The organism is Pseudoalteromonas sp. Isolate3 (assembly GCF_022398505.1).
Taxonomy (GTDB): Bacteria; Pseudomonadota; Gammaproteobacteria; order Enterobacterales; family Alteromonadaceae; genus Pseudoalteromonas; species Pseudoalteromonas apostichopi.
In genome coordinates, this window is record NZ_JAKEVN010000012.1 from 19,403 (window position 1) to 33,842 (window position 14,440).

Genomic DNA, 14,440 nt, shown 5'->3' on the forward strand with positions numbered 1-14,440 from the left:
ACGACTCCATTATTTTCGACAGAGTCAGCAGTGTACCCGAGTGAGTTAAATCGGCAAGTCAACCGGGGCTAAATTTTCAAGTGCGCGCTTTTTCAAAATAATATCTTTAATTAACGGCGTTAAAACGAGCTCCATTGCTAAGCCCATTTTGCCTCCAGGCACCACAAGCGTATTAATACGAGACATAAAACTGCCTTCAATCATGCTCAAGTAGTAGGGAAAATCCACGTCATCTATGCCGCGAAAGCGGATAACAACAAAGCTTTCATCTAAAGAAGGAATATCTTTTGCGCTGAATGGGTTTGAGGTATCAACGGTAGGCACTCGTTGGAAGTTAATATGAGTACGCGAAAACTGCGGGGTAATGTGGTTTATGTAGTCGTCCATTGAACGCACAATAGAGCCCATTACCGCTTCACGAGAATGGCCTCGTTCAGAGGTGTCGCGAATGAGCTTTTGGATCCACTCAAGGTTGATGATAGGCACCATGCCAATCAATAAATCAACATGCTTAGCAACATCATGATTTTCATCGACAGCACCACCATGTAGACCTTCATAGAATAAGATATCTGTATTTGATTCTAAATCTTGCCAAGGGGTAAAGGTGCCCGGTAGTTGGTTATAAGGAACCGCTTCGTCAAAGGTATGTAAGTAGCGCCTGATTTTACCTTGCCCGGTTTCGCCATATTGGTAAAAAAGCTCCTCAAGGGCGCCAAAATCGTTAGCTTCTCGGCCAAAGTAGCTAATATGCTTGCCTTCTTGTTGTGCTTCACGGACTTTTTTATCCATCTCTGGACGCGTATAACGATGAAAGCTATCGCCTTCGATGAAGGCTGCATCAATGCTTAAGCTTCTAAAAATGTGCTTAATAGCATTGGTGGTTGTGGTAGTCCCCGCCCCAGATGAACCGGTTATAGCGATGATTGGGTGTTTAGCTGACATAATTATTCTCGTTATTGTTGATACCAATCTACTTAAATATATAACCATTCTAGCGCACTAAATGGTCAGGAACTTCACTCGATTAGTATAATCGCGCATAAAATCAATCAGTAGAAACTGATAAAAAACGAACACGTCCTAGTTATAAAGGTCGAGCATGGTAAGGTCAAGTGACTGGCGGATTAATTAACGCTATCATGGGTTGATAAAAATTAAAACGAGAGAACAACATGAAATTGATTTCGTCTTTACTTTTCGTCACAGCAGGGACATTTTTAACTAGTCACGCACATGCTGAGATGCCAAAAAGCGAAATATTACTCGCTGATTTAGATACCCCATATGGTATGCAGGTATCGCGAGTGACAGATGATAAAAGTTATAATAATCAACCATTTTTAGTTGATTCTGGGCTGTACTACACCCATGAGGTTGTTGGCGAAAATAGTCAGTCACAAACCGATATTGCATTTTATGACTTTGCAACTAAAAGCAGCGTCAATATAACCAACACGCCAGTCAGTGAATACTCTCCAACTCTGATGCCAAATCAGCAAGCTTTGTCTGCTATCGTAGTTGAGGAAGATGGTAAGCAAAAGTTATGGCAATATCCGTTGGCAGAAGAGTCATCAGCGAGCCGTATTTTTGAGTGGATTGAGCCTGTTGGCTACCATGCTTGGGGCGCTGATGATGACCTGATTATGTTTATCTTAGGTGAGCCTCACACATTGCAATACACTCGCATTGCAGCCGCTAAACCGCGAGTCATTGTGGGGGATATTGGCCGTACTTTAATTTTTGATAAGCACACAAACAGTTATTTGTTTAGTTATAACAAAGATAGCCAAAACTGGGTTGCACGCTTTGCGCCGCAAACTGAGGAAGTTAATGATTTATTTAGATTACCGGAGTCGGTGCAAGACTTTGCTTTAATTGACAAAGACACTGTAGCCTATGCGGTTAATAACCGAGTTCATAAGCGCAGTTTGACAGAGCCTGAAGTAGTATCACAGTGGCTCGATTTAAGACGCTTTTGTGAAGGTTCAATCTCGCGTTTAAATTACAAACAGAGCAAGCTGGCATTTGTATGTAATAAATGAGTAACGGTTTCAGCCTGATTGCTGTACTGTGGCTAAACTATCCACGTTATATGTAAGGAACGCCTTTGTCTTTTTCTGCCGAGCAAGTGAGTGTACAGCTGGTAAAAGCGGGCTGCCGCAGTAATTTTAAGATTAAGAATATTAACGAATTTATGCCAGCTAGCTCAAAAGAGGCATTTTATGTTCATGAGCAAAGTGGCCAAGCAAAAATCGTTATTAGACCTATTTTTGAAGTATTCAGTGCTGATTTCGAGTCAATAGAGGGCATTACGCGTATCAAAGACTACTTTCACAGTAGTGAAATGACCCGTTTTCCAACGCGCATTTATAAAAGTGCACAGCCCATTCATTATGGTATTGCATTTAAAGTCACCTCACCTGAAGCGGCTGAGCAATTTATAACTAAGTTAACTGCTATTTTAGCGCAATAAAAAAGGGCCACATTGTGGCCCTTTTCGTATTTGCTTTAATTAGCGTTTAAGGAAGCTATTCACCGAGTTTAGCTCACGGTTTTTCAGTGCAATACAATCATTGACGCTTTCTTCAAGCTTACTAAGAGAGCGAGCATAACCTGGTACTTCAGTGATTTTATCGTTGAAGAAGGTTTTGGTTTTCTCTAGGCTTTTCGCATCGCAGCTTGCGGTTGTGAAGAATGGCAAGTTTGGTACGAAGAACGGAGGTAAGTTCTTAGTGATCGCATCGTAATTGTTGTAAATCCACTCAATAAACAGTGCTTCACGCTCTTTACCATAGCCTAACCCACCTAATAACGTACGCATATCAGAGGCTGTTACGTTATCTGTTAAGCTGTACTCTAGAACCGCTTTTTGTAACTCAGGTTTACCAAAGTAACCCATCGCTGCCAGCATCTTAGTACGCACTTGTGGATCTTTGGTGGTTTTAAAGGTGTGTTTGTACTTTTCGAGTAACTTCGCATCGCCATGGTAAGCCGCAAGATTTAAGTAAGTTGAGGCTAAATATGGGTCAACATTTTCAGGGTTGTTTAAGTACAGTGCCGCTTGTGCTTTTGCGGTATCAATGACTTTTTGATCTTGGCCATCAAAACCTAAACGGGCAATAACTTGCGCACGTAATTGCGATACCGCAGCGTCTTCACCTACTTTTGCTATTAAGCCATACTGCTTCGCCGCAGGTGCAATGCTGTTACGGATAAACTTAGGCCATAGGTCACGGTTGCTGTCGTCTTCGAATACGCGTTTTTGAGCAGCAAGGTAACCTAATGCTGTGTTTGCCACTAATGGGTGAGCATCACTCACAAAAGCTTCTAAAGTTTGCATTAAGTGAGCCGCAGAGATAACACCTGCATCAAGTAATGAATCAACTGCAGAAAGTAGCGCTAAGCGCTCACGCACCGTTAGCTTGTCAGCAGCATTCTCTAATAGAGCATTAAACTGTGCGTCATTTAACACCCAACGGTAATAACCCATAGCCCCTTGATCTGGGTAAATCCACTCAGGTTCAAAGTCGAGAGTCAGTTGCTGTGTTTCTTTATTCAGCAGTACACTTGCGGTTTTAACTTTGTCGCCCGCACCATACTTAATTGCAACCGGAACATTCCAAAGTTGTGCTGGTGCATCAACGCCAGCATTTACAAAGCGGCTTTGGCTGATATTAATTTTTTTACCATCTTGCGTTACTTTAATAAGTGGGAAAGATGACTGTTCGATAAACGATTTAAGAACACTTGCCACATCTTTATTAGACGCTTCGCCTAATGCTTGCCAAAGATCGGCTGCTTCTGCATTTTTATAAGAGAATTTCTTCAAATAAGCACGAATACCCTGTTGGAATGCCTCTTCGCCTATCCAGTTTTCAACCATAGATAACACCGCGCTGCCTTTACTGTAAGCAAGGCCTAAGCCATCCATGATATCTGCTTCGGTTTTGATGGGCTTACGAATAGGCTTAGTACTTAAACGCGCGTCTAATGCCATTACATAATTTTGTGGTAAGTCTAAGTGTGATTCAAACTCTGGGTTGATTTGCGCAGTGATCTTCGCTGCCATCCAGCTTGCGAACGCTTCGTTTAACCATAAGTCATTCCACCATTTCATGGTAACTAGGTTACCGTACCATTGGTGCGCTAATTCATGGGCAATGATTGATACATTACGCTCTTTTTTACTGCGCGTTGCTGTTGCTAGATCTACCAGTAAAATGTCTTCACGGTAAGTAACTAGACCAGCATTTTCCATCGCGCCAAATGGGAATTCTGGCACTGCCACTGAGTCTAGTTTTTTGTAAACGTAAGGAATGCCAAAATAATCTTCCAGTGCTTTTAACACTCGAGGCATATTTTCTTTTGCGTAGTCAGCAAGATGAATTTTACCTTGTGGAGTCAGAACGCGGCCAGGAATTGGCATGCCTTTAATTTCGAGCTCTTCAAATGGGCCGACAGCCATTGCTACTAAGTAAGAAGGAATCGGTGGTGTTTTGTCGAAAAAGTGCGTTGTCATATCGCCATCAACTTTGGTTTTTAATACCGGTGTATTGGCATACACTTTTTGTGATGTTGGCGCAGTGATTGTTAGTTGAAATGGAATTTTATAACTTGGCTCATCAAAAACAGGGAATGCGCGACGAGCATCACTCATTTCAAATTGTGTGAAAAGATAAGGCGTACCTTGATCTAGAGTTTTATATAAACCAACACTTTGACGGTTGTAAGGTGCTGTAAAATCAACTTTTAATGTGTATTTCCCAGGTTGAATTTTTTCATCACAAGAAAATTTAACTTTACCTGTTTTTAGCATTTCAGCGCTTAGGTCACAGTTTTCTGCACCTAAAATTTTTGCCATGCTAACGGCATAATCAATACCGTTTAATTCGATATAATTTGTCGCTTTTAGAACTTCTAGGGCAATTTCGGTATGACCAGAAAAATTGTCCTTTGCAGGATCAAGCGTAAGTGCTACTTGTTGTGAACTAGGCTTGGCAAGCTTTTCGATAACATATTCATTGGCATGGGCAGAGCTAACAGCAAGTGCAACACTCACCGTTAATAGGCTTTTTAAGAACATAAGTATCCCTGATTTTTTGTTGTTAGAAAGGCACCTGCTATGAGGGGCGAATCACCATGCTATCAGGTTTTAATTTGAACAGTAATAAATAGTTAGTAACAAAGTTTGTCAGCTAATTATGGCGGTCGATGAAACGTTGCCAATGCAGTTGTGGGTTTATTTGTCGCACATTTTGTAGCACGGTATTTAATAACTGCATATCAGTAAAGCGTTGCTCATTGTAATCTTTAAAACCAAGTAAGTAGTTAAAGGCGTCTTTACAGTTGGCTTGCAGTGCGTGAATGCGAACTTGTTGTTCAAAGTTAAGTCGTAAGCTACTAATCGCAGTTTTCATACCTTGTTGATCAACACTGGGAATAGCGCATTTTTGTAAATAACCAGCGCGTTCACCTTCACCAGAAAACCAAATACGCACTTTTTCACTATAGCGACCTGATTTAGCAGGTAAATCAAACATCAGCCGTTGCTGGTTTTGTTCGCTTAAATAGCTTAAGTATTGGTTAAGTCCCGCATCGAGTAATGCATTGTGGATAGGCACATAGCGGGGCTTTATCTTGCCATGAGTATGAAAATTAAAGCAGCGGACACCATCTAGGGTGACAATATTATCAAGAGTTAAATGGCCAATTTCATCACTGTAGGCACCGGTGTAGTAGGCAAATAAAGGAAGCCAAAAGTGCCAGTGCTTAGCTTGTTCACGCACCAAACGCTGATCACCATAAATGTAACCATTATACAGGGTATGTAATTCCATGGCCGAAAAGGGCCTACGACCAAGATGGGACTTCAACCTAATACCTTGATAATAAAGATGTGTCGAAGAGTATAACTGATATACCCAAACCACCTCAAGATGCGAGTTTCAGTTGGAATTAAAAGCGATTTAGGCAAGGCATTGATTGCAAGTAATAGTGGTTCTATTGTTAAAATCAATAACGCAGTATAAATCGCTTTTAAACCAACCCTTCGGGCGCTTCACAGGCACTTACTCTCATCATTGTTACTTTTTAAAAGGGACTGCCATTGTTGCAAAGTAACGCCTTGATATTAAGCACCTGTGAAACGCTGAATTCTGCATCTTGAGGAGGTTTGGGTATAAGTATCAAGTTTCCAGCTTAACGACACTGCTATAAAAGTAGCCGTGTCGTTGTAAGCCTAAGGATTGCTATTAATCACAAAGCGCTTTAGCTAGACCAACCGGTTCGATTTCAACGCAAACTTGATCATCGTTCCAGTTTAAACCCACAAGTGCATCATCTTCGTTTAGGTCTTCAACCCATTCATCAAGAAACTCATCTAAGCCTATTTCAACAGGTGTGTAGTCTTGCCATTCATCTTTACATTGTGCTTTTGCAGCATCTTCAGTGCCCCAAAGTAGTAGCACGTCAGTGTCGCTAAATTGGTTTGATTCACAGACAACAAAACCACCATCTTCGGCACCCAGTGCCCACATAGATTCGTTCAAACGAACTTTTTCTACAAAGCTAACTAATTCTGATTCAATTTCGATATCGCTCATTTGCGTAACCCTTATCTTTATATTCGTGGATCTGTTTGTTGTACCGCCGCTTTATCGGCGAATTTATGATAAAAATCAACTAAGTTTTTTAGTTGGCTAAAATCAGTTAATTCGCGGAAGCGGATCCAATCTAGCAAGCAGTATAAACTGATGTTGAGGTATTCACAGCTTTTAAATACTGGCTCAGATAAATGACTATTTAAATAGGCTAATGTTTCAACAATTCGTTCATTTTGTAAATTAAAAAACAGTTTGTCGCTGTTGGTATCAAAGCCTGAGCGCTGACAAAGTAATATCTCTACCAGTGAATCATTGCAGGCATTGATAATGGTTAAGTAGTTCTCTTGCTGCCAGCTAAGTAATGGCTGATCAGCTTTTTCGAGCAAGTAGCGAATAATTGAGTTGGAATCACATAAGGTAAAATCATGATCGATTAATACAGGAATTTTTCTGGCAGGGTTGTGGGCTATCATGGTTTGTCTGTCGTGCTCAGAGAAAATATCCAAATTAATAAAATCAATAGGTAGGTTATTGAGAGCAGCCCAAACCCTGATGCGACGAACAAAGGGAGAGGTGGTCGAGCCTAGTAATTGCATGATGGTATCCTTCGCAAAAAAAAGCCGCTGTGAAGCGGCTTTTTGAAATCAATTTGTCAATTAGTCAGTACGGCTTGTTACTTCGAGAAGGTGATAACCAAACTGGGTTTGCACTGGACCTTGTACTTGGTTAATTGGTGCAGAGAATACGACTTTGTCGAATTCAGGAACCATCATGCCAGGGCCAAACTCACCTAATGCACCGCCATCTTGACCTGATGGGCAATTAGAATGAGCACGAGCAAGTTCTGCAAAGTCAGCTCCTTGCTCAATTTGCTGTTTTAAATCTAAACAGTGAGCTTCACTGTCTACGAGAATGTGTCTTGCACTGGCTACTGCCATAACATCTCCTAATGTGTGTTTTAGTATTAAATTACTAGTTTAGTTCAATATTTACCGAACGAAAAATTAAATTTATTTTGCAGTCAGCTCAGCTTCAATTGCATCGCGTAAAGTCTGCGATTGTGGCTTGGTTTTACTGTTAAAGCGCTGCACTGTCTTACGATCTGCAGACACTAAGTATTTGTAAAAGTTCCAGTTAGGTGAGCTTGTAACTTCGTTTAAATGTTTGAATATGGGGTTTGCATCACTTCCGCGAACGGCACTGGTAGCCAACATATTAAAAGTCACCCCATAATTGATGAAACATACTTTTGCAGTGTCTTTTTCATCGTCTTCTTCTTGGAAAAAGTCATCAGATGGAAAACCCAATACAACTAAGCCCTGGTCTTTGTATTCCTTATGGAGAGCTTCTAAGCCTTCAAATTGACCTGTAAAGCCACAATTACTTGCGGTATTGACGATTAAAAGTGGTTTGTTTTTGAATTCGCAAAAATTAATAGACTCTTTCGAACGCAATTTCCTCATCGTAACATTGGTGAAATCGTCACATTGGCTGCTTGCTTTAGGCGCTTCTGCGGCTTCAGTGGTTTGTGCTGCAAGGTTTGTTGTTATTAGGCCTGCTGCAAGTAACAAGGCATATTTATACATAGTTATTTCCCGCTAGTTATTTGTGTTGAATATACGCTAATATGCGGCAAAGTGATCATTTAATTTCAGCTATTTATGACGATTCGAAAAGCAACACAAAACGATTTAACTGACATAGTCGCTATTTATAACGAGACCATTCCTGGGCGTATGGTAACCGCAGATACAGAAGAGGTATCGGTTGCAGACAAACAAGCTTGGTTTGAAAGTCACACAGAAAAAAGACCGATCTTTGTTTTTGAGCAACAAGGTAAAGTGCTCGCTTGGTTAAGCTATAAGTCTTTTTATGGCCGCCCAGCCTATGATGGTACTGTTGAAATTAGCATTTATATCACACAACAAGCTCAAGGGCAGGGGCTTGGAAAACAATTGCTTACATTTTCAGAACACCATGCAAAAACGCTCGGCATTAAGGTTTTGTTGGCCTTTATTTTTAGTCATAATCTACCAAGCATAAATCTGTTTAATCGTTTTAATTACAAGGTCTGGGGAGAACTTCCTGAGATTGCGATTATGGATAATAAAGCATACAGTCTGACAATTTTAGGCAAGCGTTTAGACAGTTAATTCGTTAAAAAGCTAATAAAAAATTCGGTACAAATTGTGACCCATTGCGATTTTAGGCTACGCTAAAATAGGTATTTATTATTGATCGAGTCTAGTCTACTGTGCGAAGAATTTTAATTGTTGATAGCAATAGTGTTTTAGCAATGCGGGTCAAGGTTCTACTTGAGCTCATTGGTTGTAAGGTCGAGCTATTACATTTTGCGATGGTTGATGATGCTGTTCTAGAACAAGACTTTGATCTTGTGGCTGCGTCTCATGGTGTGCCAACCACAGTTATTAAAACGCTAATGGGGGTATTCTCACAAGAGCACTTCTTGCTGTTAGCGCCTAAAGCGCAGCGTAGTGATTTACTTGAACATTTTAGTGAAGTAAATCGCTTGTTACCTAATGCTGTGGTGATTTACCCCTTTTTTGCAAATAAAGAAATTAGCTCTTTATTAGAGGGGGTGCTTGAGTTAGAAAGTAACAATATTCTTCAACTTCCTACAGTACTTCTTGTTGACCATTGCGCAGAGCGTTTGGCTCAAGTTGCCCTAAATCTCAAAGGGGCACATATTAAAACTTACACCGCAGATAACACAGCATCAGCTCTGGATGTTTTTAAAGAGCACAATATTGATTTACTCATCAGCGATTTTACTTTTCCTAATGGTACAGGCCTTGAGCTCTTTAATAAGCTCAAAACACATCAGCCAAATAGTCGTTGCTTGCTTTATACCTCAAAGCCTGACCAAGTCTCAATGGTAGCGGCTATTCGCCAAGGGGTGGAAGATGTTCTTATTAAGCCGGTTGATGATAATAGTTTATTGCAATCAGTACATAAACTTTGGCAAACCGAATTATTAAGACGCCACAACACTGAATTAGTTGAGCGTTTGCAAAATACCGTTGATGCACTCATTGAAAAAGACAGTTTACTTCGGGTCATTTTTAAACATACCCCAGATGCCATTATTTTATTTGAACGCGGTGGTAAGGTTATAGAAACTAACGACGCCTGTGAGCAGCTTTTTGAAAAACCGTTAAAAGAGTTTGAGAATTGCTCGGTATTTGAGTTTTTGATGTTGCTTCAACTGAGCGAATTAAAGATAAGATCGCGACTTTAAATAAAAATCGTCAATTTAGTTGTGACTTACGACTACTTAAGAAAAATGGTAGCGAGGTACCTTTAGTTGGCTCGTTTAACGAAATTGATCATCATGGTGAAATAGCATTAGCGGTGATCTTTAAAAATGTAACGCACCTTAAAGAGAAAGAAGATTTACTCGTTGAAGCTAAAGACTTACTTGAAGAAGAGGTTAAAGCACGTACCGCACAGCTAGAGCATGCTAAAAATGTGGCTGAAGCAGCAAGCCATAGTAAATCTGAGTTTTTGGCTAATATGTCTCATGAGCTAAGAACCCCCATGCATTCAATTCTTAGCTTTGCTCGGTTTGGGCTTGATAAAATTGCCAATGATGACTTAAGTAAAGACAAGTTAAACAAATATCTATCGAGAATTGAGCAAAGTGGTGAGCGATTATTGTCGCTTCTAAATAACTTGCTCGATCTATCGAAACTTGATGTCGGGAAATTCCCTTTCAATCCTCGCAAGCATACCTTAAGCAATATTATAAAAACTAGTATTGATGATGTGTCAGGCACAGCCCTTGAAAGAAATATAACAATTCGGCCGATAGGTTTTGAACAAGGTATTGTGCTTGATTGCGACGAAGAACAAGTGAACCAAATTATGCGTAACTTGATAGGTAATGCACTGAAATTTAGTGAACCGAATAGTGAAATTGATATTAGTTTAGCGGTCAATGAGCAGATGGCCGAAATCGCTGTTATTGACCGAGGAATAGGTATTCCTGAACAAGAGCTCGAAAAGATTTTTGCTAAGTTTGAGCAAAGTAGTAAAACCAACAGTGGTGCGGGAGGCACCGGGCTTGGATTAGCTATTTGTCGTGAATTTGTAGCCTTACATCAAGGCACTATTTCGGCAAGTAACAATGAGTACGGGGGCGCCACTATTTTGGTGCGGTTACCCTTAGAAATAGACTTGCCGCAACACTTGGCAAACGAGCAGCAATCTATATCGATCAATTAATAAAAGGGAAGAGATAATTATGGCCTTGAAACGTATTTTAGCGGTAGATGATGAACCATTTAATTTAGAGATAATTGAAGAGATCTTAGAGGATCTTGAATTTGAGTTGAAAATGGTTAATAGCGGCCCTGAATGTTTAGAAGTCGTAGAGAAGTTCGACCCACAAGTGATTTTACTTGATGTGAGTATGCCACAAATGAGTGGTTATGACGTATGCCGTAAGCTGAAAGAAAACCCCAATACGCAAAAAATTATTGTGATGTTTGTCTCAGCCAGAGGCACTGTTGAGGAGCGCATGGAAGGCTACTCCGTCGGAGCAGAAGACTACATTGTGAAGCCATTTAGCCATAATGAGCTCAAGCTTAAGCTACAGCATTTAAATCAAGTGCTGATTGAAAAAGAATCGCTAGAACAGCAAGTTGAAGATGCGACTTCAACTGCATTTAATGCTATGGCAAATAGCAGCGAAATGGGTCAAATTGTTAACTATATAGAGCATATAGGCTCGATTGATAATGAACAAGAACTCGGTAGAGCCTTTTTAAATTGCCTAAGCGCATTTGAGTTGCAAAGTAACGTTGAGTTTCGGTTACATAATGAAATATTACATTTTTCGGTGTCGGGTGTGTGTTCGCCAATTGTGATCGAGCTGTTTGAAATGCTGAAAAGTAAAGGGCGTTTGCATGAGTTCTCAAATCGGATTTTAGTTAACTATGAAATGATTAGTTTGCTTATCTTGAACATGCCGGAGCAAGATCCAGATAAACACGGTCGAATTCGAGATCATATTTGCTTTTTAGTGAGTGTTACTGAGCAGCAGCTTAAAGCGATTATTACAAAAAAAGAGCTCCTTGAGCAGCAACAACAATTGAATGATGCCGTGAGTAAGGTGCATAGTAAATTTACTGGCTTGATTGAGCTTTTAAACGAAAACCGTATCAATAACGAAGCGATTTTTAAGCAGCTTCAAGAAGATTTAGAGCAACGTATACCGACCATGGGCTTAGATGAAGATCAAGAGGTGTTTATCTACCAAAAGGTCGACGAAACCATTCAAAACTCAGTGGCCCGTGAAGAGTCGGTTAAAGGCGTAAAAGTGGCTTTTAAAGAGATTGAGAATGACCTATCGCAATTATTAAAACGATAGAGTAAAGCTAGCTATCAAGCATCTCTTGGCAGACCTTTTTCAACAATACGAATTAAGCGCGCAGTTTTACGAAGCTTTAACTGGCGCTTATTTTTTTGTTGAGCAAGTGCCCACTCGATATGCTCTGCGACTAAAGGCGTAGCTGTGGTTAATCTTTGCTCTAAAGCCTCGATTATTTGCTCGTGGTAATCAGCGTTACCGAGTCCTACTGCTAGGTTTCTTAACCAACGCTCGTGGCCAATACGGCGAATAGGGCTGCCTTCGGTATTTTTAAGAAAGGTTGCTTCATCCCATGCAAATAAAGTCAGTAAGTCTTGATCTTTAAGCTGCTTTCTTGGGTGAAAGTCAGCTTCATCGGTGAGCTGACCATAGCGATTCCATGGGCACACTAACTGGCAGTCATCACAGCCATAGACGCGATTACCTAATAGTGGGCGATACTCTTCTGGAATAGCGCCTTGCAACTCAATAGTAAGGTAAGAAATACATTTACGGGCATCAACTACATAAGGCTCGACAATTGCACCAGTTGGGCACAGTGTCATACAGGCAACACATTTACCGCAACCTTCAAAACTATTTTCTTCATCAATAGGCAGCGGTATATCAACAAACAGCTCACCTAAGAAAAACCAAGAGCCCGCTTCTTTATTGATTAATAAACTATGTTTTCCACGCCAACCTAAGCCTGCTTTTTCGGCCAGTTGCCTTTCAAGCACGGGGGCTGAGTCAACAAAAGGACGAAAACCGAGCTGGCCAACTTGCTGCTCTATTTGCTGGCCTAACTTTTTCAAACGGTTACGAATTAACTTGTGATAATCACGACCTAATGCATAGCGACTGATGTACGCTTTGTCGGTTTGTTTAAGGTTTTTAGCAAAACTCGCATCAGGCGGCAGGTAGTTCATTTTTACTGAGATGACTCGCTGCGTGCCAGAGACCAGCTCTGCAGGGCGCGCTCGCTTCATACCATGGGCTGCCATGTATTCCATCTCACCGTGATAGCCTAAATCTAACCAGCGTTGTAGCTGAGCTTCGTGCTTAGTTAGGTCAATATCAGTGATCCCGACTTCTGCAAAGCCAAGGTCTTTACCCCATTGCTTTATTTGCAGTGCGAGTTGTTCATAATCAATAGCGGGTGTTGTCACGGTCAATAAAAAAGTAGCCAAGAAGCGGCTACTTTAACATAGTTTGACTCAGAGCAGCAGTTAAAAGCCGATTACACAAAGCGTTTTAATTGCTCTTGGGTTTGTTGGCTTAGTTTGTGCGACTGTTGGCAATCCGCGAGTGATTCATCAATTTGTTGTTTCGCTTGCTCGCCTAAAGCAACTATTTGCTCAACCGTTTGATGAGTGTGGGTTTGGGTTTGCTCTAATAAGTGCACTGCGCTAACAATTTGCTGCAGTTGCTGTTGATTTTGCTCAAATTCACCAAGCATATTAGTAAAACCTGTAGAGGTATTACTAATCGCGGTTTCAGCTTCACTCGAATGGCTAATTAATTGCTCAGATTCTTTATTTGTTTCGCTTACCAGACTATTCATTTGATTAATAAAGTCACTGATCTGGCGGGTTGCGTCGTTCACTTTGACAGATAGCGATCTGACTTCATCGGCAACCACAGCAAAACCACGGCCGGCTTCACCAGCTCGTGCTGCTTCAATTGCAGCATTGAGAGCAAGCAAATTGGTTTGATCCGAAAACTCTTCGACCATTTTTAAAATAGTGCGAATATTTTCACTGTTTTCTTTGAGGCCAGATACTGTCGCTGAGAAGTTCCCCAAAATTTGGCTTATCATCGCGACTTTTTTAACCAGCGCCGATAACTCAGTGGCCGAGTGCTTAACAAAGTTTAAGTGTTCATTATTAACGTGATGAACGCTGTCAGTATTGGCAGAGATATTCTCAAGGCTTGATGTTATTTGATTACTTGAATCAGTAATGGTTTGGCTGAATTTTATTTGCTGGTGGCTCATTTCTGCGGTTTGCTGCATTGAATGAGTCATCTTAGAGCTACTATCGGCACTGGCTTGAGCGCTTTGATAAGTGGTGGCTAATAGTTTTGCTAAATGAGTCGTAAATGTATTGTACTGCTCACTTAAATCACGAAACTCATCATAGGTAAAATGTGGGAGTTTGGCAGATAAATCAGCATCATGGCGATTAATTTGCTCTAGCGTATCGCGCATGGCCTGCACCGGTCGTACAATCAAAAAACGCATGTAGAAAATAGTAAAAATAAAACTCGCGACGATAATGAGCGCCATCAACCAAAACAGCCCCATACTCGCTTGTTGTTCTGAAAGACTGCTGTATAACCAGATCAAAGTAATCGCTTGAAACGCAAACACAAAACCTAAATTACCGACAATCTTACGTGTAAGGGTGTAAAAGAATGTTTGTTCGATAAAATTGTAAATGCGCATATAGCTACTCATTAAGGT

General features: G+C 40.7%; 13 protein-coding genes and 1 pseudogene. 5 read left to right on the plus strand and 9 right to left on the minus strand.

Annotated features, from left to right (window positions below):
* Positions 1-45: 45 nt before the first annotated feature.
* A complete protein-coding gene (locus L1D46_RS04425) occupies positions 46-945 on the minus strand; it encodes a phosphoribulokinase (protein ID WP_054561042.1) in 900 nt (299 codons plus the stop codon).
* A gap of 230 nt (positions 946-1,175) precedes the next feature.
* Here L1D46_RS04425 and L1D46_RS04430 point away from each other — a divergent pair, with 230 nt between their 5' ends.
* The gene (locus L1D46_RS04430; protein ID WP_239976898.1) at positions 1,176-2,045 is read left to right on the plus strand and encodes a hypothetical protein; all 870 of its coding nucleotides are present in this window, start codon (positions 1,176-1,178) and stop codon (positions 2,043-2,045) included.
* A 65-nt stretch (positions 2,046-2,110) separates the two neighbouring features.
* Positions 2,111-2,476 carry a hypothetical protein gene (locus tag L1D46_RS04435; RefSeq protein WP_130050559.1) on the plus strand — a complete coding sequence of 122 codons (366 nt, stop codon included), beginning with the start codon at positions 2,111-2,113 and terminating at the stop codon, positions 2,474-2,476.
* 39 nt (positions 2,477-2,515) lie between these two features.
* Here L1D46_RS04435 and L1D46_RS04440 read toward each other — a convergent pair whose 3' ends face one another.
* From L1D46_RS04440 to L1D46_RS04465, 6 genes are all read right to left on the minus strand, one after another.
* Positions 2,516-5,086, minus strand: coding sequence for a M1 family metallopeptidase (locus L1D46_RS04440; protein ID WP_239976899.1), 2,571 nt, complete (start codon positions 5,084-5,086; stop codon positions 2,516-2,518).
* 112 nt (positions 5,087-5,198) lie between these two features.
* Entirely contained in the window at positions 5,199-5,876 is a 678-nt protein-coding gene (locus L1D46_RS04445) for a hypothetical protein (protein WP_239976901.1), read from the minus strand.
* Between the two features lie 378 nt (positions 5,877-6,254).
* A complete protein-coding gene (locus tag L1D46_RS04450; RefSeq protein WP_054552718.1) occupies positions 6,255-6,605 on the minus strand; it encodes a DUF2750 domain-containing protein in 351 nt (116 codons plus the stop codon).
* Positions 6,606-6,622: 17 nt separating this feature from the next.
* Positions 6,623-7,201: a glutathione S-transferase family protein gene (locus L1D46_RS04455; RefSeq protein WP_239976903.1), complete on the minus strand. Its 579-nt coding sequence runs from the start codon at positions 7,199-7,201 to the stop codon at positions 6,623-6,625.
* Between the two features lie 60 nt (positions 7,202-7,261).
* Positions 7,262-7,543 carry a peptidylprolyl isomerase gene (locus L1D46_RS04460; protein WP_054552716.1) on the minus strand — a complete coding sequence of 94 codons (282 nt, stop codon included), beginning with the start codon at positions 7,541-7,543 and terminating at the stop codon, positions 7,262-7,264.
* A gap of 72 nt (positions 7,544-7,615) precedes the next feature.
* Positions 7,616-8,191 carry a glutathione peroxidase gene (locus tag L1D46_RS04465; RefSeq protein WP_130050563.1) on the minus strand — a complete coding sequence of 192 codons (576 nt, stop codon included), beginning with the start codon at positions 8,189-8,191 and terminating at the stop codon, positions 7,616-7,618.
* A 75-nt stretch (positions 8,192-8,266) separates the two neighbouring features.
* On the opposite strand from L1D46_RS04465, the gene L1D46_RS04470 reads away from it, so the two are divergent.
* The 3 genes and pseudogenes from L1D46_RS04470 (at position 8,267) to L1D46_RS04480 (ending at position 11,997) form a co-directional block, all read left to right on the plus strand.
* The gene (locus L1D46_RS04470; RefSeq protein ID WP_167658671.1) at positions 8,267-8,758 is read left to right on the plus strand and encodes a GNAT family N-acetyltransferase; all 492 of its coding nucleotides are present in this window, start codon (positions 8,267-8,269) and stop codon (positions 8,756-8,758) included.
* A gap of 143 nt (positions 8,759-8,901) precedes the next feature.
* Positions 8,902-10,850, plus strand: a pseudogene (locus L1D46_RS04475) (ATP-binding protein).
* Between the two features lie 19 nt (positions 10,851-10,869).
* Positions 10,870-11,997, plus strand: a complete 1,128-nt coding sequence (locus L1D46_RS04480) for a response regulator (protein WP_130050565.1) — start codon at positions 10,870-10,872, stop codon at positions 11,995-11,997.
* Between the two features lie 14 nt (positions 11,998-12,011).
* On the opposite strand, the gene queG is transcribed toward L1D46_RS04480, so the two are convergent.
* The gene (queG, locus tag L1D46_RS04485; RefSeq protein ID WP_239976925.1) at positions 12,012-13,145 is read right to left on the minus strand and encodes a tRNA epoxyqueuosine(34) reductase QueG; all 1,134 of its coding nucleotides are present in this window, start codon (positions 13,143-13,145) and stop codon (positions 12,012-12,014) included.
* Between the two features lie 71 nt (positions 13,146-13,216).
* Positions 13,217-14,434, minus strand: coding sequence for a methyl-accepting chemotaxis protein (locus L1D46_RS04490; RefSeq protein WP_239976926.1), 1,218 nt, complete (start codon positions 14,432-14,434; stop codon positions 13,217-13,219).
* Positions 14,435-14,440 lie beyond the last annotated feature (6 nt).

Coding starts and splice junctions, on each gene's coding strand:
- L1D46_RS04425 (WP_054561042.1), bottom strand. CDS start 945: ATGTCAGCTAAACACCCAATCATCGCTATAACCGGTTCATCTGGGGCG.
- L1D46_RS04430 (WP_239976898.1), top strand. CDS start 1,176: ATGAAATTGATTTCGTCTTTACTTTTCGTCACAGCAGGGACATTTTTA.
- L1D46_RS04440 (WP_239976899.1), bottom strand. CDS start 5,086: ATGTTCTTAAAAAGCCTATTAACGGTGAGTGTTGCACTTGCTGTTAGC.
- L1D46_RS04450 (WP_054552718.1), bottom strand. CDS start 6,605: ATGAGCGATATCGAAATTGAATCAGAATTAGTTAGCTTTGTAGAAAAA.
- L1D46_RS04455 (WP_239976903.1), bottom strand. CDS start 7,201: ATGCAATTACTAGGCTCGACCACCTCTCCCTTTGTTCGTCGCATCAGG.
- L1D46_RS04460 (WP_054552716.1), bottom strand. CDS start 7,543: ATGGCAGTAGCCAGTGCAAGACACATTCTCGTAGACAGTGAAGCTCAC.
- L1D46_RS04465 (WP_130050563.1), bottom strand. CDS start 8,191: ATGTATAAATATGCCTTGTTACTTGCAGCAGGCCTAATAACAACAAAC.
- L1D46_RS04470 (WP_167658671.1), top strand. CDS start 8,267: ATGACGATTCGAAAAGCAACACAAAACGATTTAACTGACATAGTCGCT.
- L1D46_RS04480 (WP_130050565.1), top strand. CDS start 10,870: ATGGCCTTGAAACGTATTTTAGCGGTAGATGATGAACCATTTAATTTA.
- L1D46_RS04490 (WP_239976926.1), bottom strand. CDS start 14,434: ATGAGTAGCTATATGCGCATTTACAATTTTATCGAACAAACATTCTTT.